The sequence below is a fragment of the Peribacillus sp. SIMBA_075 genome, assembly GCF_046534585.1.
On sequence record NZ_JAWRYN010000007.1, the window covers coordinates 143,411 to 166,764 of the forward strand.

General features: G+C 42.8%; 27 protein-coding genes, 1 pseudogene and 1 other annotated feature. Of the genes and pseudogenes, 22 read left to right on the forward strand and 6 right to left on the reverse strand.

Annotated features, from left to right (window positions below; all coding sequences use genetic code 11):
- Window positions 1-23: 23 nt before the first annotated feature.
- Together SB775_RS08415 and SB775_RS08420 are read right to left on the reverse strand one after the other, a co-directional pair.
- Window positions 24-878 (reverse strand): ATP-grasp domain-containing protein, encoded by an 855-nt coding sequence (locus SB775_RS08415; RefSeq protein WP_410861222.1) that lies wholly within the window; start codon window positions 876-878, stop codon window positions 24-26.
- Window positions 847-1,788 (reverse strand): ATP-grasp domain-containing protein, encoded by a 942-nt coding sequence (locus SB775_RS08420; RefSeq protein WP_410861224.1) that lies wholly within the window; start codon window positions 1,786-1,788, stop codon window positions 847-849. The genes SB775_RS08415 and SB775_RS08420 overlap by 32 nt, the downstream gene beginning before the upstream one ends.
- Window positions 1,789-1,886: 98 nt before the next feature.
- Between SB775_RS08420 and SB775_RS08425 the strand changes: the two genes are divergently transcribed.
- On the forward strand, window positions 1,887-3,176 hold the full coding sequence (locus SB775_RS08425; RefSeq protein WP_410861225.1) for a bifunctional folylpolyglutamate synthase/dihydrofolate synthase: 1,290 nt from the start codon (window positions 1,887-1,889) through the stop codon (window positions 3,174-3,176).
- A gap of 26 nt (window positions 3,177-3,202) precedes the next feature.
- On the opposite strand, the pseudogene SB775_RS08430 reads toward SB775_RS08425, so the two are convergent.
- Window positions 3,203-3,500: pseudogene (locus SB775_RS08430) on the reverse strand (transposase); the annotation flags it as partial.
- Between the two features lie 491 nt (window positions 3,501-3,991).
- On the opposite strand from SB775_RS08430, the gene SB775_RS08435 reads away from it, so the two are divergent.
- The 9 genes from SB775_RS08435 (at window position 3,992) to minD (ending at window position 11,863) form a co-directional block, all read left to right on the forward strand.
- Complete coding sequence (locus tag SB775_RS08435; protein ID WP_410861226.1) at window positions 3,992-4,744, forward strand: prepilin peptidase; 753 nt, start codon at window positions 3,992-3,994, stop codon at window positions 4,742-4,744.
- Between the two features lie 307 nt (window positions 4,745-5,051).
- The gene (locus tag SB775_RS08440; protein WP_410861228.1) at window positions 5,052-6,017 is read left to right on the forward strand and encodes a hypothetical protein; all 966 of its coding nucleotides are present in this window, start codon (window positions 5,052-5,054) and stop codon (window positions 6,015-6,017) included.
- Between the two features lie 196 nt (window positions 6,018-6,213).
- The gene (locus SB775_RS08445; RefSeq protein WP_410861229.1) at window positions 6,214-6,783 is read left to right on the forward strand and encodes a Maf family protein; all 570 of its coding nucleotides are present in this window, start codon (window positions 6,214-6,216) and stop codon (window positions 6,781-6,783) included.
- A 48-nt stretch (window positions 6,784-6,831) separates the two neighbouring features.
- A complete protein-coding gene (gene radC / locus SB775_RS08450; RefSeq protein WP_089361663.1) occupies window positions 6,832-7,506 on the forward strand; it encodes a RadC family protein in 675 nt (224 codons plus the stop codon).
- A gap of 147 nt (window positions 7,507-7,653) precedes the next feature.
- Entirely contained in the window at window positions 7,654-8,673 is a 1,020-nt protein-coding gene (locus SB775_RS08455; RefSeq protein WP_061464254.1) for a rod shape-determining protein, read from the forward strand.
- A 196-nt stretch (window positions 8,674-8,869) separates the two neighbouring features.
- Window positions 8,870-9,742: a rod shape-determining protein MreC gene (gene mreC / locus SB775_RS08460; RefSeq protein ID WP_410861231.1), complete on the forward strand. Its 873-nt coding sequence runs from the start codon at window positions 8,870-8,872 to the stop codon at window positions 9,740-9,742.
- Complete coding sequence (mreD, locus tag SB775_RS08465; protein ID WP_410861233.1) at window positions 9,739-10,257, forward strand: rod shape-determining protein MreD; 519 nt, start codon at window positions 9,739-9,741, stop codon at window positions 10,255-10,257. The genes mreC and mreD overlap by 4 nt, the downstream gene beginning before the upstream one ends.
- Window positions 10,258-10,373: 116 nt before the next feature.
- Window positions 10,374-11,057 (forward strand): septum site-determining protein MinC, encoded by a 684-nt coding sequence (minC, locus tag SB775_RS08470; RefSeq protein ID WP_089361660.1) that lies wholly within the window; start codon window positions 10,374-10,376, stop codon window positions 11,055-11,057.
- 2 nt (window positions 11,058-11,059) lie between these two features.
- Entirely contained in the window at window positions 11,060-11,863 is an 804-nt protein-coding gene (gene minD, locus SB775_RS08475) for a septum site-determining protein MinD (RefSeq protein WP_089361659.1), read from the forward strand.
- A 144-nt stretch (window positions 11,864-12,007) separates the two neighbouring features.
- Here minD and SB775_RS08480 read toward each other — a convergent pair whose 3' ends face one another.
- Complete coding sequence (locus SB775_RS08480) at window positions 12,008-12,451, reverse strand: S1 domain-containing RNA-binding protein (RefSeq protein ID WP_053347157.1); 444 nt, start codon at window positions 12,449-12,451, stop codon at window positions 12,008-12,010.
- A gap of 284 nt (window positions 12,452-12,735) precedes the next feature.
- Here SB775_RS08480 and SB775_RS08485 point away from each other — a divergent pair, with 284 nt between their 5' ends.
- From SB775_RS08485 to SB775_RS08540, 12 genes are all read left to right on the forward strand, one after another.
- A complete protein-coding gene (locus tag SB775_RS08485) occupies window positions 12,736-13,485 on the forward strand; it encodes a M23 family metallopeptidase (protein WP_089361657.1) in 750 nt (249 codons plus the stop codon).
- On the forward strand, window positions 13,478-14,344 hold the full coding sequence (locus tag SB775_RS08490) for a M50 family metallopeptidase (protein WP_061464246.1): 867 nt from the start codon (window positions 13,478-13,480) through the stop codon (window positions 14,342-14,344). Before SB775_RS08485 ends, SB775_RS08490 begins: the two co-directional genes overlap by 8 nt.
- Window positions 14,345-14,385: 41 nt before the next feature.
- Complete coding sequence (locus SB775_RS08495; RefSeq protein ID WP_410861234.1) at window positions 14,386-15,855, forward strand: Rne/Rng family ribonuclease; 1,470 nt, start codon at window positions 14,386-14,388, stop codon at window positions 15,853-15,855.
- Between the two features lie 76 nt (window positions 15,856-15,931).
- Window positions 15,932-16,015: a sequence feature (ribosomal protein L21 leader region), on the forward strand.
- Window positions 16,016-16,028: 13 nt separating this feature from the next.
- The gene (gene rplU, locus SB775_RS08500; protein ID WP_034308849.1) at window positions 16,029-16,337 is read left to right on the forward strand and encodes a 50S ribosomal protein L21; all 309 of its coding nucleotides are present in this window, start codon (window positions 16,029-16,031) and stop codon (window positions 16,335-16,337) included.
- Window positions 16,338-16,350: 13 nt separating this feature from the next.
- A complete protein-coding gene (locus SB775_RS08505) occupies window positions 16,351-16,683 on the forward strand; it encodes a ribosomal-processing cysteine protease Prp (protein WP_410861236.1) in 333 nt (110 codons plus the stop codon).
- Window positions 16,684-16,695: 12 nt separating this feature from the next.
- A complete protein-coding gene (gene rpmA, locus SB775_RS08510) occupies window positions 16,696-16,986 on the forward strand; it encodes a 50S ribosomal protein L27 (RefSeq protein WP_034308845.1) in 291 nt (96 codons plus the stop codon).
- A 544-nt stretch (window positions 16,987-17,530) separates the two neighbouring features.
- Window positions 17,531-18,076 carry a Spo0B C-terminal domain-containing protein gene (locus SB775_RS08515; protein WP_410861238.1) on the forward strand — a complete coding sequence of 182 codons (546 nt, stop codon included), beginning with the start codon at window positions 17,531-17,533 and terminating at the stop codon, window positions 18,074-18,076.
- Window positions 18,077-18,124: 48 nt separating this feature from the next.
- Window positions 18,125-19,414, forward strand: coding sequence for a GTPase ObgE (obgE, locus tag SB775_RS08520; RefSeq protein ID WP_061464242.1), 1,290 nt, complete (start codon window positions 18,125-18,127; stop codon window positions 19,412-19,414).
- 40 nt (window positions 19,415-19,454) lie between these two features.
- Window positions 19,455-19,904 carry an ACT domain-containing protein gene (locus SB775_RS08525; RefSeq protein WP_061464241.1) on the forward strand — a complete coding sequence of 150 codons (450 nt, stop codon included), beginning with the start codon at window positions 19,455-19,457 and terminating at the stop codon, window positions 19,902-19,904.
- A 132-nt stretch (window positions 19,905-20,036) separates the two neighbouring features.
- Window positions 20,037-20,912: a prephenate dehydratase gene (gene pheA / locus SB775_RS08530; RefSeq protein WP_089361654.1), complete on the forward strand. Its 876-nt coding sequence runs from the start codon at window positions 20,037-20,039 to the stop codon at window positions 20,910-20,912.
- A gap of 163 nt (window positions 20,913-21,075) precedes the next feature.
- Window positions 21,076-21,243 (forward strand): hypothetical protein, encoded by a 168-nt coding sequence (locus SB775_RS08535; RefSeq protein ID WP_410861240.1) that lies wholly within the window; start codon window positions 21,076-21,078, stop codon window positions 21,241-21,243.
- A gap of 93 nt (window positions 21,244-21,336) precedes the next feature.
- The gene (locus SB775_RS08540; protein WP_410861241.1) at window positions 21,337-21,471 is read left to right on the forward strand and encodes a hypothetical protein; all 135 of its coding nucleotides are present in this window, start codon (window positions 21,337-21,339) and stop codon (window positions 21,469-21,471) included.
- 153 nt (window positions 21,472-21,624) lie between these two features.
- On the opposite strand, the gene SB775_RS08545 is transcribed toward SB775_RS08540, so the two are convergent.
- On the reverse strand, window positions 21,625-22,158 hold the full coding sequence (locus SB775_RS08545; RefSeq protein WP_061466154.1) for a transcription repressor NadR: 534 nt from the start codon (window positions 22,156-22,158) through the stop codon (window positions 21,625-21,627).
- A 46-nt stretch (window positions 22,159-22,204) separates the two neighbouring features.
- A complete protein-coding gene (locus SB775_RS08550; protein WP_410861242.1) occupies window positions 22,205-23,332 on the reverse strand; it encodes an IscS subfamily cysteine desulfurase in 1,128 nt (375 codons plus the stop codon).
- Window positions 23,333-23,354 lie beyond the last annotated feature (22 nt).

Below are 23,354 nucleotides of genomic sequence, written 5' to 3' on the forward strand. Positions count from 1 at the left end.
CGCGATTGATGTCATTCCCAGAATCAAATGTTCCGTTGGGAGGATATTCTTTCTTTTATGAATAGGAGGTAATCCCGTACGATATTCATGTCGCTTAGTGCACTTAATGTCCGGCTGCCGACGACATCCTCGATTTCGTTGAGCATGAGGCTGCCATCTTCGGCAAATATGAAATCGATTCCGACCAGGCCAAAATCAAATGCCTCGATTACTCTTTCTACAAGGGTTAAATCGGATGCGGTCAGCTCATATAACGAAGCTGATCCCCCTAGCGTGTAATTTGCCTTGAAACTTGAAGCGGATTCCCTAAGGACAGCTGCCTTCACTTTTTTACCAACTACAAAGACACGGATATCCCTGCCGAATAAACCAGGTTTTTGGACAATCCAATTTCCGTCATTCAGTTCGGCCAAATCATCGGCATGCTCGATTAAATAAACTTGTTTCCCGCCGCGGCCGCGTGTTTCTTTAGCGATGAAAGGGAACTCCATATCCTCGGCATTCGGACTTCCGTTGCAGTAAACGGTATCGGCCATTGGTATCCCCAGCGAGGACAAATATTGATGCGTCTTTGCTTTGTCATTCGCGATTTCGGATACGGATGAGGAGTTAAAGCAGGCAATCCCCAGTTGCTCCAGTTGCCTAGTAAAAAAGGGATCGATGGTCCGGACGATCGCAAAGTCAGGCAATGAAATTGGCTTCATCTCATGTTCCACGTACAATTCGTTGAAACGGTGGCCGATCCTAAGGTCCTCCCGATGGAGAAAGTGTAAATCAAGATCAAGCTGACTGGCTTCGCCAAGCATCCAATCTATGTATCCTTTATTATTTATGGCATCCTCACGGTTATAAATCAACCAACCCGCTTGCTTTTTCATCAGATGCACTTCCTTTTCCTAATTTGTTCAGGATATAATCGAACATGCTATCAGCGATGTTGATGCCTGTACATTCATAAATATTCAGTAAATGAGAATTCGAATTCACTTCGCACAAAAGCGGTCCCTCTTCACCGAACAGCAAATCGACGCCGGCGAAGTCGGCACCTAGAATCTCCGCACATTTGATGGCAAGTTGTGCTTCTTCCGTGGTGGGTGTATAGGGGGCAGCCTGACCCCCGGCAGTCATATTAGCTCGGAAGTCGTGCTCGGAATGGCGTTGCATCGCTGCTATGACTCGATTGCCGACGACATTAACACGAATATCCCGTCCCTTACTGTGTTCGATGAATTCCTGAATGATAAATGGCTTGTGGCCAAGATTACGGATTGTCTTAAATAACTCATCCTCTGTATGGATCAAATATACTTGTTCCCCAAAAGAACCGTATGCTTCCTTAACGATAAGTGGATACCCAAGTTCAATGCCGATTTGTTTAAAGGCATCCATATTGACCCTTTCGATACCTTCGTACGTAAAGGGGGGAAACAAGGTTTTCGGCATCGGTATGCCATTCCCGGCCAATGCTTGATGTGTTTTTGCTTTACTGTCACAAATATCGATAGCTGTACTGCCGTTATATACGGGGATGCCGAGCAATTCCAAATGGCGTGCCAAATGAATGTCTTTATCCATGAACAGAACAAAATCAGGCAGCTTATCAAAGGCTCCTTTAATTAGAGGCACTCCTTTTTCAATTATGGGTATCAGATCTGAATTACGGATAAGAGTTGCCATGATTTCTTTCCTTTCAGCCGCCTCCTTAATGAACAAAGCTAAATTGGAAAACTTATCATGCTGTAAATAGCCGTTAACGACGATCCAACAGTGAAGATCTGAAGGTTTCATTGTAAAACACTACCTTTCATCTAGGTTAATCGTTCATATATTGATAAAATAATATTAACGCATAAGAGCGGTATAAAGAAAGAGGAGGCTCAACGATAATGGTAACAACCATGAAGGAAATCAATCATTTTTTTGAACGGCGCCAAGTTCAATTGGGTATGAATTTTGGCTTATCAAGGATGGAAACATTATTAACTAACTTAGGTGACCCACATAAGGCGCTTAAGTATATTCACATTGCAGGATCAAACGGGAAAGGATCTACCTTGCAATATATGAAAGAAATCCTTCTAGCTGAAGGGGTACGTGTCGCTTCCTTCACTTCACCTTATTTAATACGGTTGAATGAACAGCTGAAGATAAATACGGACGAAATCAGTGATAAGGATTTTATCGCCACATTCCGGGAGCTGCAGCCGTTCATCCAAGAGATGGACAGTAAGGGGAATGGACCTACTCAGTTTGAAATATTGACTGCAATGGCATTTTCTTATTTCAGCAAAAAGGAAGTGGATTTGGTTTTAATGGAAACCGGACTGGGAGGCAGGCTCGATACAACGAATGTCATCCAGCCGTTTCTTTCGATCATTACCTCGATTTCTTTGGAACATACGAATATCCTGGGTAACACACTTGGGGAAATTGCTTCAGAGAAGGCGGGCATCATTAAAAGCGGGGCGCCGATCATCAGCGGAGTCACCGCTTGGGAACCAGCAAAAGTAATCGAAGAAAAAGCGTCTTCAGTAGGCGTGCCTTATTACCAATTAGGTAAAGACTTTCATGTAGGCAATGTAAAGCAAAGTGAATGTGGGCAAAGTTTCTCCTTTTCGCTTGGAGACAGGTCCATCGAAAATGTGGAAATGCAGATGTTAGGCCGTCATCAAATGGAAAATGCGGCGCTGGCCATTGCTGCTGTCCTATTAGGAATGGAAAATATCGATGAAAAAAGCATCCTTAAAGGAATAGGGGAAGCGAAATGGGATGGACGTTTTGAAAAAATATCGGATGAGCCGTTGGTGATCATTGATGGTGCACATAATCCGGCCGGCATCGACGTATTGATGGAAACGCTAAAAGTGCATTACCCTGAATATAAGTACCGGTTCATATTCAGCTCATTCAAAGATAAAAATTATTCCCAGATGCTTCGTGGACTGGAAACGGAAGCGATGGAAATCATCATTACTGAATTCTTCCACGAACGGGCGGCGGATGCGCACACGCTTTATGAAAAATGCAGTCATGAAAATAAAAGTATAAACAAGGATTGGCAGGCGGCGATAAGGGAAGGCAGACGGAAAACAGGGGGAAAAGAGGCCCTTGTCATCACAGGTTCCCTTCATTTCCTTTCACTTGTGAGGGAATTCCTAATCAGAGAAGATGCCTAAAGGGATGTGCCTTTACCGGACTAATTATTTTTCCCGAATGTTGAGAAATGAGGCACTTTATCATGGAAACCAAAGCCTAAGAACCAACGGTAAGCTATATTTGTTTCAACTTCTTCAATTGTTTTACGCATTGAACGAATACCGAAGTTATATTGAATGAAAGTCTAGATCAATACTTGGGCGTCCTATCTCTGAATACAAATCTTTCAACAAATCATAAATGAAAGTGTTAGCTTCAATTTTACGAACCAAATGGTTCGCAGGCACCAGTTGATTTAAAATGATCATTTCAAGTTGATCACGCTTAATAGGATGCATCCTCATCACCTCAAGTTTTATTAAGTCTATTTTAAAACAATAAAGACTTTAGGCAAAAGGGCTCTATCTATAAGTTAAAACAAAGTTGATTGGAGCGGGTGTACGAGACTACTGCTTAGAAAAGCGAGTCCATGGGAGACCCCGCAGGCGCAAAGGGAGTGCCCTACGTTCCTATTGCACAAACCCCTAAAAATTTTCATCGAGAGTTTGTCTACAGTCTGAGAAAAGGATCTTTCAAAGGTCCTTTTCTCTTGTTAACAGAGTCTCTTGAAAAGAAAAAACTCTAATAGAGTGATTGATAACAATTCACCAAGTATATTTGTTAAAATATGTTTATATATTGATTCTATATGACTGATGAATAGTAGGATCTACTTATTAAAATGACGGGAGGAATGAAAAATCATGAAGAAACCAAGTGATTATTATATAGCGGAAGGGACTTTTATATTAGGGTTTCAAAGAAAAGCAATCGAATCCTCGTGCACTTTGTATAAATGATGGCTATCCATATCTATCTCTTCGTCTTGGGCTTAATTTTAGGCTCATTCTTTAACGTCGTCGGTTTAAGTGTTCCAGCGGGTAATTCATTTGCGAATCGGCGCTCTGCTTGCCCTTCTTGTGGGCGTACATTGACATTCTTCGAGTTGATACCGGTTATTTCTTATATGATGCAATCCGGAAAATGCCTGGGCTGTAAAGCAAGGATTTCCCCCCTCTATCCGTCAGTGGAAATGCTGACCGGTGTTTTGTTTGCCTCAGCTCCCATATTTCTTGGCTGGTCGGACGAACTCTGGGTTGGCTGGACATTGATTTCATTATTTATGATCATCTTCGTGTCTGATGTAGCCTATATGCTCATTCCTGATAAAATACTGCTTTTCTTTATGGCGATTTTTACGGTTCTAAGAGTTTCATTTCCGCTGTCGCCATGGTGGGATTCAATTGTCGGGGCAGCGATTGGCTTTAGCCTGCTGCTATTAATCGCTGTGGTGAGTAAGGGGGGCATGGGTGGCGGTGATATCAAACTATTTGCAGTGATTGGCTTTGTACTGGGAATGAAGATGGTCCTGCTATCGTTTCTTTTTGCGTGCTTTTATGGTGCATTCCTTGGAATCATCGGGTTGCTAACCGGGGTTCTAAAAAAGAAAACACTGATTCCTTTCGGGCCATATATCGTTTTGGGGACTTTGACTGCTTATTTTTGGGGCGATTCCCTTTTACATTGGTATGTAACTTTTCTAAGATGAGCTTAAAGGACCATCCCAGTTCAAGAGTAATTTGTCAAAAAACACCTGAACAATGAGGAGTAGGGAACTATCCCCATTTGGCTTCAAGTGAAGATGACATGGAAGAGGTATATATGTAATTGGTGTATGGCGTTATTAAACGGTTCATGGACCAGAAGCACCAGTGCCTGGAAGTTCCTTTTTGTGTAACTCGATATGAATAGGGAAATTTGACGAAACCTATTAATGACAAGACGACAAAAGTCTTGTTATTTTTTTTTGCCTCTATGTTAGGATGAAAAAAATGATCTGGAGGGGAGGAAAAAAATTGGGCAAGACGGAAAAAAGCAAAGGCGTCACGATTAAAATAAATGGGGAAGAAAAAGTATTTGCCGATAAAAATAAAATGGAAAGCCAAGAGGCGGCGAGTGAGGAGCTGGAACAGCCAGATGAGAGTTTCGAATGGATACTCCCTGAGGATTCAAATGAAAACAAGATTGTATTGATTCCCTCACCGCCAAAGAAGAAAATGCCGAAGCTAATCGGTTTTGGGACTAGTTCGCTGAAAAGCCCGGATAATAGACCGATCAAGGCATTCATGATCGCTGTCATGTGTGCAGTGTTTTTTGGATCGATTCTTGGCTTGATCGCCGTTAAAACGATTACAAAGGAAAAAGCCGCAGTTTCTTCGGTCGGGACCTCGATTCCAAAGGGAGCCACTGTTGAAGATAAAAAAGCGGCAGCAAATGAACCAGGAACCCAGCTAAAGACATTTCTTGTACAGGGTGGTGTATTCAGCAGCGAGGATGCGGCAAGGCAAATCCAAAAGAAAATCATGCAAAAGCAGGTTCCAGCTGAAATTTTCAAATTGGAAGACAGCTATTATTTATTCCTGGGATCGGCAGAGAGTCTCACTGCAAGTAAGGAGCTGGCCTTATTCTTAAAGTCCTATGATGTAGACGTATATTGGAAGGAAATCAATTTTGAAGCGGCTGGGACAAGCCAGGAAGAAGAGAAAACCCTTGACAAGATGAAGGCAGTATATAAATCATTGGCAGAAATATCTGCAACAAAGCTTCGCGGAAAGGAAGGGACGGTAAACGGAGAAACCCTGAAAAAAAACCTGGATGAACTGAAGGGAGGGCAATTATCACCGAAGTTTTCAAAAATGAACGATGACCTGACGGCTGCGGCAAAGTCGATTAACGAATATGAGACTTCCCTAAACGAAGAAAAGCTATTTCAGGCCCAAGAAAGTCTTCTTGATTTTTTATTGAATTACCAAAATATATAAAGTTAAGTAAAGAAAAAGGGGAGCTACCTAATGGGACAGGCTCCCAATATGAAACTATCTGCTGACACCTTTTTTTATTTTCCGGGAAATACTTTCGGGCATTTGTCGATTCCTAGTAAACAATAATTGTGGATTGGACCATTATTTGATAGGATAGATATGTATCTCCCTAGTAAAGAAAGGTGACTTTTTAATTATGCAGCCATTGATTTTAGCTTCTTCATCACCACGTCGTAAAGAACTTCTACAATTTCTTCAAATCCCCTTTGAAAGCATGAATTCCAATGTCGATGAAAGTATTGATGAAAACATGTGTCCGGATGCTGCGGTGAAAAACTTGGCCTCCCGTAAAGCGGAAGCCATCGCAGCGAAATTTCAGGAAAACTGGGTAATCGGCTCGGATACCGTTGTTGTCCTTGATGGTGAGATATTGGGGAAGCCGGCAAGCCGGGCAGATGGAAAAAGAATGCTGGAAATGTTATCAGGACGGACACACCAAGTATACACAGGTGTCGCCATCCTATTCGGCGAGCATCGCAGAGTATTCGCAGAAAAGACGGAAGTGACATTTTGGGAGCTGCCAGAAGCTGAAATCGAACGTTATCTGGATAGCGGGGAACCTTTTGACAAAGCTGGCGGCTATGGGATTCAAGGATATGGATCTCTTCTCGTCAAACAAATCAAAGGGGACTATTTCTCTGTCGTCGGGCTTCCGGTCTCAAGATTGGCCCGTGAACTTAAAGCGATGCAGGCAGACTTAGCATAAACGATTTCCCTCTGGCATCTCCCTTTTCCAAGAAAGGGTGGATCAAAAATGTTAATTCGGGATTACCCGAAAGAAGAGAGGCCGCGCGAAAGGTTTCTGCAGGACGGACCGCAAAGTCTATCCAATCAAGAATTGCTTGCTCTGTTATTGAGGACGGGATCAAAGGAAGAATCCGTTCTGCAACTATCGGGCAGGCTCATCAATTCCTTCAAGGGCCTGCGTCTGCTAAAAGAAGCCTCAGTGGAAGAACTGACGGTGATTAAAGGGATTGGTGAAGCGAAAGCGATTCAAATACTGGCCTCTGTCGAACTTGGCAGGAGGATTAACAAATTGAATGATCAAGACCGTTATGTGATTCGATCTCCTGAAGATGGAGCCAATTATTGCATGGAAGAAATGCGGTTCTTGTCACAGGAACATTTTGTCTGTCTCTATTTAAATACGAAAAATCAAGTGCTTCAAAAAACTACGGTCTTCATCGGTAGCCTCAATGCCTCAATCGTTCATCCGCGTGAGGTTTTTAAAGAAGCTTTCAGAAGGTCCGCTGCCTCTATCATCTGTCTTCATAACCACCCCTCCGGAGACCCCTCTCCCAGCAGAGAAGATATTGAAGTGACGAAAAGATTAGTCGAATGTGGTAAAATAATCGGGATTGAAGTATTGGACCATATCATTATCGGGGAACATAAATATGTTAGTTTGAAGGAAAAAGGTTATTTATGACACTATCAAAATTTTTGACGATACGATATAATATTGTTTATGATTTTTAAAAGAGGAAACTTTTTCAAAACTCTTATTGTCAAAAAACGACAAATTATTATTTGAACTTATAAAAGGCATTTTTGTTTACGAAAGGGAGATACCATAATGTTTGGAATTGGCGCTAGAGATATAGGGATTGATTTAGGAACGGCGAATACGCTTGTATATGTGAAAGGAAGAGGAATCGCAGTACGTGAACCATCGGTTGTAGCTGTGCAAACAGATACAAAGCAAATCGTTGCAGTCGGAAACGATGCGAAAAACATGATCGGCCGTACACCTGGTAACGTGGTTGCCCTACGTCCTATGAAGGATGGAGTGATTGCCGATTATGAAACGACGGCTACCATGATGAAGTACTATATGAAGGAAGCTCAAAAGAAGGGCGTATTCGGTAATAAGCCATATGTCATGATTTGTGTGCCTTCCGGAATTACGGCAGTTGAGCAGCGCGCAGTCATCGATGCAGCTAGACAAGCTGGAGCCCGTGATGCATATCCTATCGAAGAACCGTTTGCAGCAGCGATCGGGGCTGACCTTCCTGTTTGGGAGCCTACAGGCAGCATGGTCGTTGATATTGGCGGTGGAACAACGGAGGTGGCGATCATTTCCCTTGGCGGAATCGTAACAAGCCAATCCATCCGTATTGCCGGTGATGAAATGGATGATGCCATTATCGTTTACATCCGTAAGAACTACAATTTGATGATCGGTGAGCGTACTGCTGAGGCCATCAAAATGGAAATTGGTTCTGCTGGAGACACGGAAGGCGTAGATAACATGGAAATTCGCGGCCGTGACCTATTGACTGGACTACCGAAAACGATCGAAATTACAGCTGAGGAAATATCCAAGGCATTAAGCGACACAGTTTCTGCAATTGTGGATTCCGTGAAAAACACTCTAGAGAAAACACCACCTGAATTAGCAGCTGACATCATGGATAGAGGCATTGTGCTGACAGGCGGGGGTGCTTTGCTGCGCAATTTGGATAAAGTCATCAGTGAAGAAACGCAAATGCCGGTAATCATCGCTGAAAATCCGCTGGATTGTGTTGCAATCGGAACGGGTAAAGCGTTGGACCACATTCATTTGTTCAAGACTAAATCAAGAGATTCGCGATAAGCATTACTTCTCAAATAGGGCCGGCTCAACAAAAGGTGCAATTTTGAGCCGGTTTTTCTTATGTTTATCTGTTTCATTATAATCATTTATAGCTGTTTTTTTGGTCTGTATGAACAAGACGATTGTGTAAATTTTAGATGATTTTAGATTTTAGATATTAGATTTTATATATTTTAGATATAGAGGTGCAATTATCATGCCACAGTTTTTTAATAAAAAGCTCCTTCTCTTGCTCGTTAGTATTATCGTTCTCGTGGCATTGATCGGTTTTTCATTAAGAGAGAGAGAAGAGTTGACATGGCCGGAGCAATTCCTGAAAGATACGACAGGCTGGGTCGGAAATGTGTTTAATAAGCCAGTATCGGGTATAACAGGTTTTGTAGGGGGCTTAAAAGACCTTCAAAATACATACGAGGAAAACAAAAAATTGAAAGCCCGCTTGGATGAATATGTATTATTGAAAACCCAAGTCCAAGATTTAAAACAAGAAAATGAAGACCTTCGCGATAACCTCAAAAAAGAAGATGACCTGCGGAAGTATTCACCCACTCAGGCGACGGTCATTGGACGTAATCCTGACCGCTGGCATGAAATGCTGACGATTAATAAAGGGAAGCGTAATGGGGTAGAAAAAAATATGGCTGTCATCACATCCAAAGGGTTAGTCGGTAAGGTGAAAACAGCGACGGATTTCACGGCTTCGGTTCAACTCTTAAGTTCGATCGATAAAGCCAACCGTGTCTCTGCCATCGTTCAAGGTGATGATAAAGCATATGGCTTGATTGAAGGCTTCGATGATAAGAAGAACCTTTTACTGATGAAGCGGATACCTTATGATAAAAAGATCAAGAAAAATTCATTGGTCATCACTTCAGGTTATGGAGGGATCTTTCCGAAAGGTTTGCTGATCGGGAAAGTTGTCGATGTCAAAGTGGATCAATATGGATTGAACCAAACCGCATATATTGAACCTTCGACGGATTTTTATGATATTAATAATGTAATGGTCGTTCAGCGTGAAGTGGGCGGTGTACAGAAAGAAAGTGATGGGGAGGATGAAGCTAAGTGAGATATTTCATCCTTTCTTTTATAGCCTTGTTTTTTTTCGTTTTTGAAAGCATCTTCGCCCAGATATTCGCTGGTGATGCATTCGGGTCCGATAAAATCCTCGTTCCCCATTTCATGATGATTTTCGTCTTTTTCCTGACCATGTACGGATCCAGGAAAATGGGTATGCTTTATGGAGCGATTCTTGGGTTGACTTATGATGTCGTGTATACGGAAATCCTGGGGATTTACATGTTCCTGTTGCCTTTTCTTGCATATCTGATATCGAAATGCATGAAGATCCTGCAAAATAGTTTATTGGTTTCCTGCCTGACGGCGCTTTTGTTTACGGCAGTTTTAGAGGTTGTCATCTTTCAGATGAATGTCATCCTTTCTTTTGCAGATATGGGATTCGGTGAATTTGCGGAACGCAGATTGCTGCCGACATTATTATTGAACCTCGCATTCATTATTATCAGCTGCTATCCTTTAAAAAGAATGTTTGAAAAGCTTGATTTGCAAGGAGGAACGGATTAACGTTCCTGTGTCTTACAAAGCAGGTCGAGAATGTATTTTCTCTTTTCCGTGTACGTAGAAAAAGGAAATTTGTTTTCCTATGTCGAATTATATTTCATTGAGGTGAAACTAACGTCATGAATAAAAGAATTCAGCAAAATGTCATGATTAAGGGAACAAAAGACGGGTTTATGCTTCATCTCGATGATTCTTGCTCATTTTCCGAGTTATTGAAAGAGTTAGAAGTGAAGCTTTCGGCAAACTATCAGTTTCAAGAAAATGACCCGTCCATTTCCGTAAAAGTACATACAGGGAACCGCTATCTTGATGAAAAACAAGAAGAAAAGATTAAAGAGGTCATCCATAAAAAGAAGAAGCTTTTCGTTGATGAGATGATTTCGAATGTCCTGACGAAGGAAGAAGCGAGACGCTGGAAGGATGAAAACCAAGTGACGACCGTGACCAAGGTGATCAGGTCGGGACAGGTTTTTGAAGTCCCTGGTGATCTACTTCTAATTGGCGATGTCAACCCCGACGGAACGGTTCGTGCGGGCGGCAACATATATATCATGGGTCAGCTAAAGGGAATAGCCCATGCCGGATATAAAGGGAATAATGAGGCCATAATAGCTGCCTCTGTCATGAAGCCTGCCCAGCTGCGCATTGCTGGACAAGTGAATTTATCTCCTGACCAATATACGAAATGGGGACATGACTTGGAATGTGCCTTCATGGATGAAGAAGAAAATATCATTATAGAAAAACTGCAAGTTTTAAAGAAATATAGACCTAATTTAAATAGATTAGAAGGGGGTCTCTAATCGTGGGAGAGGCAATAGTTATAACATCCGGTAAGGGTGGTGTCGGGAAAACGACCACCTCCGCCAATTTAGGAACATCTTTAGCTCTTCTAGGCAAAAAGGTTTGCTTGATTGATACGGATATTGGTCTTCGGAACCTGGATGTGATCATGGGATTGGAAAATCGCATCATCTATGATTTGGTCGATGTTGTAGAGGGGCGCTGTAAGCTACACCAAGCGCTTATTAAAGATAAACATTTCGAGGATCTGCTGTATTTGCTTCCAGCTCCACAAAATAGTGATAAAACAGTGGTGAATGAAGAGCAGATGAGGAAACTCATAAGCGATATGAAGCCTGACTATGATTATGTCATCATTGATTGCCCTGCAGGCATTGAACAGGGCTTCAGGAATGCCATCGCTGGGGCAGACAAGGCGATCATCGTTACGACTGCAGAGAGACCGGCTGTCAGGGATGCAGACCGTATTATTGGCCTGCTTGAAAAAGAAGAGCATATTGAACCGCCTCAATTGATCATCAACCGGATACGCGGCCATTTACTTCATGAGGATGAAGAAATGGATATCGATGGAGTTGCCGATTTTCTTAAAATTGATTTGATCGGCGTCATTCCTGATGATGACCAAGTCATTGTGGCAGCGAATAGAAAGGAACCCATTGCCTATAACCCGGACAATAGAGTCTCACTTGCCTATCGGAACATTGCCAGAAGGATCCTTGGCGAATCTGTACCCTTGACTCCAATTGGCGGAGAACCGAAAGGCTTCATGTCCAAATTGAAAAAATTCTTTAGCGTGCGGTAAATTCTATATTCCATATTAAGAAGCGGGAGCATTTTATGCATTCGCTTCTTTTGCTGCATGGAACTATTGGGTATTCCCATCATAATAAATAAAAAAGGCAAGCCATATCCTGGCTTGCCTTATCTATATGCTGGAATGTGCGGGTTATCCGCGTCTTCCGCCTCTGCCGCCGCGTTTTGATTCGGTGCTGCGTTTAAGAGTCGATAAATTTTCTTCACTAGTCTTTAAAAAGCGAACCATTTTATCTTCGAAATTTTCCTTTGGTTGGAAATTACCTTTTGAACGAAAATCTTTAGAACGGCTATCCCCTTGGCGTGGTGGGCGTTTGGTATAAGAAGAGGTTTGCCCTTCGGGTTTATCTATAGCCTTTTTGATGGACAAGGCAGTTTTTCCGTCTTTCTCACTAATCACTTTTACTTCAATTTGGTCGCCTACTTTAAGATGGTCATTTACGTCTTTTACATAGCTATCTGCTACCTCACTGATATGCACAAGACCTGTTGAGCCTCCTGGTAATTCTACGAATGCTCCAAAATTAGTGATACCTGTTACTTTACCTTGTACTTTGCTGCCTATTTCGATTGACATAAAAAAACGTTCCCCCTCAATAATGTTAAAACCACTTTATTATAACAAATTAATGGGAACAATATCAATTGGATTTTTTCCTCAATTATTCGATTATCTGAATCGATGCCCAAATTGCCTGAGGAATTCATTAGTTTCCGGTGGATTTTTCCTTCAAAAAATTTTTTTCGCTTTATAAATCCTGGGGATGTCCGGAAAGAAAAACTTTTCTCCGTCATAGTCAGGACAAGTTGCTCATACGTTGTAATATAGCGCTTTGACATGAACAGGGGGGAGAATCTGGAATGGATGATCGGAGGAAAGATATCCGCAATCGTATCGCCAAGAGACGTAAGTTTAATGATAAACCGGCAGGAAGCAGTAGTTGGACGGAGATCAATAATGAGGAACCATATGGGGTTGATTCATTTAACGGGTATTCCGAGAAAGATCATCCGCTCTTCAAGAAAGAATATTTTTTCTTTAAAGTCCTTGCCAGTGTATGCCTGTTCCTGATTATCGCGGTGATGTTCAAACACCCTTCTGTGCGGCTTGACCCTGCCAGAAGTTTTGTCACGGAGAACATGAGCAAGGAATTTCAGTTCGCTTCAATCTCCAATTGGTACGAAAGTGCGTTTGGTAAACCAATTGCTTTTTTACCGAATGAAGCAGGTAAGGAAACTGTTGATTCGAATGAAGAATATGCAATGCCAGCTTCTGCGAAGATTACCCAAACCTTCGAGACGAACGGTGAGGGAATCATATTGGAAACGAGCAAAGGCTCAAAGGTTGAGGCCGTTAATGAAGGGGTAGTCATTTTTGCCGGCGAAAAGGAGGGGATTGGAAAGACGGTCGTCATTCAGCATGCCAATAAAAGTGAATCTTGGTATGGGCAGCTGGAAGGTATTGATGTGAAGTTGTACGAGTTCGTTAAAAAGGGCAATGAAGTCGGACAGGTTACAGTAAGTGAAGATGGATCCAAAGGCAGGTTTTATTTAGCGATAAAAGAAAATGACGCTTTCGTCAATCCTAAAAAGGTGATTCGATTTGAGTGAATATGGGAAATTACTGTTTAAAATCAGGGTGCATCCGACATTGTGGTTTGTCATTGGCATCGCCATCCTCACTGCCCATTTCGTTGAAGTGATGATGCTGCTGCTCATCGTCTTCATTCATGAGATGGGGCATGCCGTCTGTGCCCAGCACTTCAAATGGCGGATAAAGTCAATCCAGCTGCTTCCTTTTGGTGGGGCTGTCGAGACTGAGGAGTATGGAAATAAGAGTTTGAAGGAGGATTTGGCGGTGGTGCTCGCCGGTCCGCTTCAACATGTTTGGCTCATTGGTGCAGCCTTTTTGCTCTATTTCTTTTCTATTATTTCCTATGAACTGTATCAGCCCTTTTTATATATGAATCTTATGCTGCTGGTCTTTAATTTGCTGCCAATCTGGCCATTGGACGGGGGACGGCTGCTATTCATCGGTGTTTCCCTATATTGTACCTTTCTTGAAGCGCAGAAACATACACTTCATTTTTCTGCAGCATTCGCTGTCCTGGCTTTTTTGACCTGGCTCATTCTTGATCCGCTCAATTTGAACATCTGGCTCATCATCTTTTTCATAAGTCTGTCGCTCGTCATGGAATGGCGGCAGCGGTATTATGCGTTTATCCGCTTTCTTTTGCAGCGCCATTACGGGCATACGAATGATTTGGCGAAACTGAAGCCGATTTCGGTGGATTCACAAGAACCGATTTATAAAGTGCTGGAACTGTTCCAGCGCGGATGTAAACACCCCGTCATCATCATGAAAAACGGGAAAGAAAGCGGTTCGTTGGATGAAACGGAAATCCTTCATGCCTATTTTTCCGAGAAAATGACAAACGGGAAAATCGGCGACCTATTATATTCTTATTAAATATGTTATCCTTTCTTCAAATTGAGGAGAGGATTTTTTTGATGAAAAAGATGATCGCGAACCTAGCTTCACGCGAAAAAAGAGTGGCCGTACTTGAGAATGGTGTTTTACGTAAACTTGAAATCATGCCGCCTCAAAAGCGCAGTACGGTCGGTAATATTTATCTTGGGAAAGTGACGAAGGTGTTACCGGGTATGGATGCCGTCTTCATTGATTACGGTGCAGAGAAGAATGGCTTTTTACACCGTGACGAGATTCCCTCTTACCAGCTGACAAAAAAAAGCGATGGGAAAGCATCAATCGGTCAATATGTCCGTCAAGGAGAAAAGCTGCTAGTTCAGGTGGCCCGGGATGAAACGGGTACGAAAGGTGCTAAATTGACAGGGCTGATCGAGTTTTCAACGGATTCCCTCGTATACATACATGGAATAGATTATGTTGGCGTTTCAAAGAAATTCAAAAATGATGATCTGCATAAGCAGTGGCGGGAAACGGCCTTACAATATAAAAAGCCAGATGAGGGATTGATTGTCCGCACCTCGATGGAGAACGAAAGTGAAACGGTCTTCCTGGATAGGTTAACTATATTGCGGGAGCTCTATAAAGGACTTGAAATTAAGGCTGCGTCCCTCAAGGCCCCGTCCCTTCTATATGAGAGGGACACATACCTTGATATGATCATTTCTGAAATGTCGGGAACGGCTGCCGGAGAACTTGCCATCGATGATTTCGAGGCCTATCAGGAATTGAAAAAATGGGTACAGGAAAACCGTAAGGAGTGGGAAATATCCCATGTATCTGGTAAGAATATTTTTTCTGAATGGAATGTGGAAGCGCAAGTCGAGAAAATGGCCAAGAAAATCGTCTGGCTTGATAATGGCGGATATTTAATTTTTGAAGAAACGGAAGCTTTCACCGTAATCGATGTCAATTCAGGTAAGTTCACCGGCAAGGTGGCGAAGGAAGCAACATTGTTTGCGGTGAATCAGGCTGCGGCGAAAGAGGTCGCCCGTCAACTGAGATTGAGGAATATCAGCGGAATCATTTTGATAGATTTCATCAATATGGACCAATCACGACATGCGCAAGAAATCATCGACATCGTCAAAAAGGAAGCGGCGAGGGATGAGAAGCGGATCCAGGTCATCGGCTTTACGGAACTGGGCATTTTACAAATGACGAGAAAGCGAACATCCCCATCTTTAAGTGAAATGATGACGGTGCCTTGCCCCGTGTGCAGTGGTATCGGTAAAATCGAGAGCCCGGAAACGGTGGCCTTCCGCTTGGAACGTGAATTGCTTGAACATCGGAAGACGGATGATGAAGCGGTCTGGGTGGAGGTCAGTAAAGCGGTGGCGGACGTGCTGCTTGGTGAAAAGGAATCATACCGGCAGACACTGGAGGAATTGATCGCTAAAAAGTTATTCCTATCTTTTATCCCAGGTCCCAGGAATGCCTATTCCATCAAGCGCTTCGGGAGCATACAGGAAATCGGGCGGGCTTTCGAATGAAGGAAGGGTAAATCTCACAAATATATTGACAGGCATTCCGGTTTCATGTTAGGATTTTAATGTTATGTTTGTAGCACCCGTGCTACAACCGCTCAACAACAGGTCCTAAGCTTTTGCCTTTCTGGTAAAACGCCTGTGATTGGCGAGTCTGAGACATTTAAGGAGGTGCAAGTATGTACGCAATTATCGAAACTGGCGGTAAACAAATTAAAGTAGCAGCTGGCGAAGCGGTTTACATTGAAAAATTAAACGCAGAAGCAGGCGAAACTGTTACATTTGACAAAGTTTTATTCGTAGGTGGCGAAGACGTGAAAGTCGGTGCTCCACTAGTTGAAGGCGCTACTGTAACAGGTACTGTCGAAAAACAAGGTAAGCAAAAGAAAATCACTGTTTTCAAATACAAAGCGAAGAAAAACAATCGTAAAAAACAAGGTCATCGTCAACCATACACAAAAGTTGTTATCGAAGCAATCAACGCGTAAGGGCTGATTCTAGATGATTAAAGTTGTCTTTGATGCTCCGCAGGAACGGATTACTTCGTTCACCTTAAGCGGACATGCTAATTTTGCTAAAAAAGGTTCTGATATCGTTTGTGCAGGTGCATCGGCTGTTTCCTTTGGGGCAGTCAATGCGATCATGTCCTTAACGGACGTAGAGCCTGAGATTGAGCAAGGTAGGGAAGGCGGCTATCTTCGCTGCGTCATTCCGGGGAATCTTTCGCCGGAATCGGAAGAGAAGGTTCAGCTGCTTTTGAACAGTATGCTCATATCGCTGCAAACCATCGAACGTGATTATGGTAAATACATGAAAATTATCCTCAACCAATAGGAGGTGGAACAAATGTTAAGATTAAATCTTCAGTTCTTCGCTTCGAAAAAAGGAGTAGGTTCTACAAAGAACGGACGTGACTCTCAATCTAAGCGTCTTGGCGCTAAGCGTGCAGATGGTCAATTCGTATCTGGTGGTTCTATCCTTTACCGTCAACGCGGAACAAAAATCTATCCTGGTGAGAACGTAGGCCGTGGTGGAGACGATACTCTATACGCTAAAGTAGACGGTGTTGTTAAATTCGAACGTTTCGGACGTGACCGTAAAAAAGTAAGCGTATATCCAGTTGCACAAGAAGCATAATTGGCATCTTTGAACAGAGGCTGACTCAAAAGGGTCTGATTCCTTCTACGAGACACTATATACCGCGTCATTTTTAATAATGGTATGCTATATAGTGAAGAAGGGGTCTGGCCCTTTATTTATACTATAGGAACGATTAATAACCAGCATTTTGCAGGAGACTTTAGTCATTAGTATAAGGAAAACAACCTCTGACTTACAAAAGGCTCGCCAATCGGCGGGCTTTCTTAAACTTTCAGGGGGGAAAATCCAAGTTACTCATCCTTCCCATTTGATTAAACCGAATAGACAGTCCAATTCAACTATAATATCTCCAATTGGTGCATAAATAAGGCCCATTCTCTTTTTTAGTTCAAATGGCTCTACCATCGTCCAAAGAACTCAGGGTGTGCGGCTGTATTTTTTGGACGGGGGCTTTCATGTGAAGGCATGTGAATCGAGCTTCATTTCCTGTTTGTCGTTTTTTTGATATACTGTACAAATGGAAGTATTCAACATGATAGAGCTGAAAAAAGTTTCTTTATCATAATTGAAGGTGTTTATAATGGAAAAAAATTGGACGACTATTGAAACTCTTCGTCAAACCAGGCATGACTGGCTGAATAAAATTCAAATCATCAAAGGGAATCTGGAGCTGAACAGAATTGATCGTGTCAAGGGCATCATTGATGAAATCATTGTTGAAACCCAGAATGAAGCACGCCTCTCCAGTTTGAATTTACCTAAGTTCACCGAGATGTTGCTGACGTCGAATTGGAATAATGGCTCATTTTATTGCGAATATGAAATCATTGATATTTTTGAAGGCTCTGCTGAAATGGACGAGCTGATGTATCGCTGGACGAACGATTTCTTTAAAACTCTGGATAAGAATCTGGACCCGTTTTTTGAAAATATACTAGCTGTTTCTATGGGTAAAAAAGAAAAAGAAGTGAGCGATATGCGCTGTTCCTTTCATATGCAAGGCAGGTTCATTGATCAATCCGCAGTGAGGGAGTTTTTGGAAGGTTCATTAACGGCCGAGCAATCAATTGAAATTCTCGAATGTAATGAGGATGAAATATTTTTTAAGATGGATATTAACTTTTAGAGAAGTATACAGCAAGAAATGACTTGCAGAAAACAAGGAAGTGATAGCATGTTTGTCGATCAAACGAAAGTCTATATAAAAGGCGGAGACGGTGGTAACGGAATAGTTGCTTATCGTCGTGAGAAATTCATACCAAAAGGCGGACCTGCCGGCGGAGATGGCGGTAATGGGGCAAATGTCGTTTTTGAAGTGGAAGAGGGCTTGCGTACGTTAATGGATTTCCGTTATCAACGTCACTTTAAGGCACCCCGCGGGGAACATGGCATGTCCAAAAACATGCATGGTGCGGCCGCAAAGGATATGGTCATCAAAGTTCCACCAGGCACGGTTGTCATTGATGAAAAAACGAAGGAAGTCATTGCTGATTTAGTTGAGCACGGGCAGCGCGCCATTATCGCAAAGGGTGGCCGTGGAGGCCGGGGAAATTCCCGTTTTGCTACACCTGCCAATCCTGCACCTGAAATCGCGGAGAACGGTGAACCGGGCCAAGAGCGCGATATAATCATGGAATTGAAACTGTTGGCTGATGTCGGTTTGGTTGGTTTCCCAAGTGTAGGGAAATCCACTTTGCTTTCTGTCGTATCCGCAGCAAGACCTAAAATTGCCGAATATCATTTCACAACGATCGTTCCTAACCTCGGAATGGTGGAAACGGAAGATCACCGCAGCTTCGTCATGGCCGATTTACCGGGTTTGATCGAAGGCGCTTCAGAAGGAGTGGGCCTTGGACATCAATTCCTGCGCCATATTGAAAGAACGAGAGTAATCGTTCATGTAATCGATATGTCGGGTCTTGAAGGCAGGGATCCATATGAAGACTACCAAACAATCAATAAAGAGTTGGAAGAGTATAACCTGCGCTTGACTGAACGTCCGCAAATCATTGTAGCAAGTAAAATGGATATGCCGGACTCAGCAGATAATTTAGCAGCATTCAAAGAAAAGCTGGAAGAAGACTATCCTGTTTTCCCGATTTCTGCCGTAACGCGTGAAGGAATCCGTGAGCTTCTTTATGCAATTGCTGATAAAATCGAAGAAACGCCTGAGTTCCCTCTTGATCATGAAGAAGAGAATACTGGAATCCACCGGGTTCTTTATAAACATACATCACAGTCAGATGAATTTAATATTGAACGCGAATCCGATGGCAGCTTTGCCGTATCAGGATTCAAGATAGAACGTCTATTCAAAATGACTGATTTTACCCGTGATGAGTCCATACGTCGTTTCGCTAGACAGCTTCGTTCATTCGGAGTCGACGAAGGCCTTCGTCAAAAAGGTGCAACAAATGGCGATATCGTCCGTATCCTTGAATATGAATTTGAATTTGTTGATTGATTGAAGACCATGATGGCAGGCAAAAGGAGGCGTGCGGAGTTTGAATAAGGCCGATCAGAAATTTTTCCTCGTTCGGGAGGATGTCCTTCCCGAAGCGATGAAAAAAACGCTGGATGCAAAAGAAATGATTGAACGGGGAAAAGCAGAATCAGTTTGGGAAGCGGTACAGCGAGTGGACCTAAGCAGGAGTGCTTTTTACAAATACCGTGACACGGTATTTCCGTTTCATACTGTTGTTAAAGAAAAGCTGATTACACTGTTCTTCTACCTCGAGGATCGTTCTGGTACTCTATCGGAGCTCTTACGGCTCGTCGCCTCATCCGGTTGCAACATCATGACTATCCACCAAACGATTCCTTTGCAGGGTCGTGCTAATGTTACCCTATCTCTGAACACGGGTGGGATGACGATGGATATTGATGAACTGCTTACTAAATTGCGTAAAATGGAGTTCGTCGAAAAAGTCGAAATTATTGGGAACGGCGCATGAAAACAGCCTGTACATTTCACATGTACAGGCTGTTTTTATTTGTTAGAGGATGATTTATCGATTAACTATTGTAAAAAATCAGAAAATGGCATAACATAAACAATAGATTTTCCGTGAAAAGGAGTTTATAATATGACATCAAAAATTGCATTTCTTGGACCAAAAGCGACGTTCACGGATTTAGCTGTTTCGCGACTATTTCCTAATGATATAAAAATGCCGATGAACACGATTCCAGACTGCCTTGATGCTGTCCGGGACGGGGAAGTGAATCACGCGCTCGTACCGATCGAGAATGCTTTGGAGGGATCGGTAAATATTACGATGGATTACTTAGTCCATGAAGTCACATTACCGATGAAAGGGGAAGTGACGATCCCAATTCAACAGCATTATATGGTGCATCCGGATCATGCATATCCTGGTTTCAAACCGGACATGGTTTATTCGCATTCCCATGCCATCGCTCAATGCCGCAAATTCCTCCATAAAGAACTAAGGGGCATTCCATATGAGTATGTCACATCCACTGCAGCCGCTGCAAAAATGGTGATGGAGAATCCCGATATCAATATTGCTGCGATTGCAAATGATATGGCTGCAGCGGAGTATGGTTTGACGATTGTGGAAGAAAACATTCACGATTACGAACATAATCACACCAAGTTTATTGTCGTATCCAACAGTGAAGTTGACTATGAAGGGCATTTGACCGTTGAAGGGAACAAGAAAACGACCCTGATGATTCAGCTGCCTGCCGACCACTCAGGGCAGCTTCACCAAGTCCTATCCGCTTTTTCCTGGAGGAAGCTTAATCTTTCCAAGATTGAATCAAGACCCATGAAAACAGGATTAGGCAATTACTTTTTCATCATCGACATTGAAATGGCCCTTGACGATGTTCTCATTCCAGGAGCAATCTCTGAGCTCGAGGCCCTTGGGTGTACGGTTTCGATCATGGGAAGCTATTCATGCTTTAGAGTCCAAAATGGTGTACCGCAACGATGATTTCCCAGGAAAATTGAACGCTTAAAGCGACTGTAAACGATTTTTCCTGGGTACATAGGGCTGGAATTTTGCATCATCGATTTCCTAAGTGATAAATGGTACAACCCTCAGCTGTGCTTTATACAAGAAAGGTGCCCCGGGATTAGTTCCGGGGCATTTTTTTGTGAAGGTTTCCGTTAAGATTGGGCTTTTCCTTGTGTACAAGTTTCTTTCTGTAATTTTATGGAATATATATAAAGTGGACAAGAAAAGAGCGATGAAGGAATTCATTATTTTTCACTTTGGAGATGATTCTTTAGAGGAATATGAGGATTACCTGTATGGAACATGATTACATACCTTGTGACTAATCCTTAGTGGATGCACCTTTTTTTAATGCTAGAAAAATATCCAAACATGCATGATAGGATGATGGTTAGCAGAGATGGATAGGCAATTCGAAGAAACGTTCGGTTCTTGGACTCAAGCGGTTGGAACCGTCATTTCCCATTCATTACCTTGGACGAAGAATTTCGCAAAAAACTTAGCTTTGATTGGTAATGAACTTCAGGGGATCTGATTATGCAGAAATATCAAAATCCCGTTTGGAAGAGGCCATCGAATGATGAATTAACACAAGGGATAGGGGGCTGGGGACAGGCTGTAGGCGATGGATAGTGCGGAGGCAATAAAAAATCCTCAAAAGATGTGGCTTTTGAGGATTTTCATTTTTTCAATCGACCAAAATGCCGGCATCCCTCAATGCACCTTCCGCTTCATCAAGCAGTTCTTCTGATGATGCACTCAGTGTATGGAGATGGATGCCGCTCGTTAGTTCCGATAAAAAAGATGCGTTCGTTGCCGTCACCTTAGAGAGGAATTGCTGGACTTCTTTACGGCTGCTGACCATGATGGAAGCGGTCAGGTCGCCGTATACGGGGTGCTCGATTTTGACATCTTTCACCGTGATGCCGATATCCACGAGTAAAAATAGCTCTTCTTGGGCCCGTGAAGGATCATGCTGGCAAGCAATTATCCTTTCCGGCTTTTGGGTGCTCCCCGTTTGTAAGTACATATAGCCCTGGCTCGTGGCAATGATAGGTTCATTCCGTGCTTTCAGGAGCGTTATGTCACCAACGATAACCTGCCGGCTTACATTCGTGATTTGCGAAAGCTCGCTGCCTGTTACTGGCTGATCGCTTGTTTGCAATAAATGTAAGAGTTTCGTCCGTCTTTCTTCCCCGAGTAATTTCTTTCTTTCCATAATCATTCACCTCTTTATTAACAAACATTCTACCATAGAATGGAGGGGTTTATCGAATGGAAGCTATTCCTTCGAGACAGTCTGCCAACTTGTGAAGGTCGTCGGCCGTTGTATTTTTACCAAATGAAAAACGGACGAATTGATGTGCTTCATCTTCGCTTTTCCCAATGGCCATCATTGTTTTTGAAGGATCCTGTTTACCGATTTGACAGGCGCTTCCCGTCGATACAGCAAATCCCTTCTGGTTTAATTCCAGCATGATGTACTGTCCTTGGAATCCAGCAAAGGTCAGTGCCAGAATGTGGGGCAATTGCTTGTCCTCCGCATCGATGATTTGAAAATCGACTTTCTTTTCCGTAAGCCGCTCGATCAATTGCACCCTAAGCATGGAAATCCGTTTCCGTTCATCTTCCATGGTATCCCCTAATTTCTTTGCAGCGGTTACGAAGGAAGCTATACCGGGGACGTCCACTGTCCCTGGCCGGAAACCATATTCATGAGTGATATTAGGTACTGAAGCCTTCAACCGATGGATGGCCGGGAAAATGACGGCTCCAGTCCCTTTTGGACCATAAACTTTATGACTGGAAACTGATAATCCATCACATATGGCAGATAACTTCCCAAGCGGCAATTTAGCAAATGATTGGACACAATCCACATGCAAGAAAGCATGGTGTCTTCGAACGATTTTACTTATTTGCTCAATGGGTTGAATGACCCCGATTTCTGAATTCACATGTTGGACGATGACCAAGCAAGTTTTCTCCGATAAACATTCCTGTAGATGTTCAATATCAACTCGGCCATCTTCCAAATGCCGTAAATACGTAACCTCGAAGCCTTCATGTTCAAGCTTTGCGACAAAATTGGCAATTGATGCATGTTCAGTTCGGCTTACAATCAAGTGGTTCTGCCAGGATGGTTTTGATGCGATGAATGTATCAATGGCAAGCATGTTGCTTTCTGACCCGCCGCTCGTAAAGATGATTCCTTCCTTTTTTATGTTCAGCATTTCTGCTAGTTGCTGCCGTGACATATCCAATAAACGTGCCGCTTCAGAGCCAATATCATGCAAACTGCTTGCATTCCCGAAAAACTTCCGGGATGCTTGGCTGAATACGTCGAGTGCCTCATCATCAATCGGCGTTGTGGCTGCATAATCCAAATAAATCAAGAAATCACCTCTATCTTGTAAT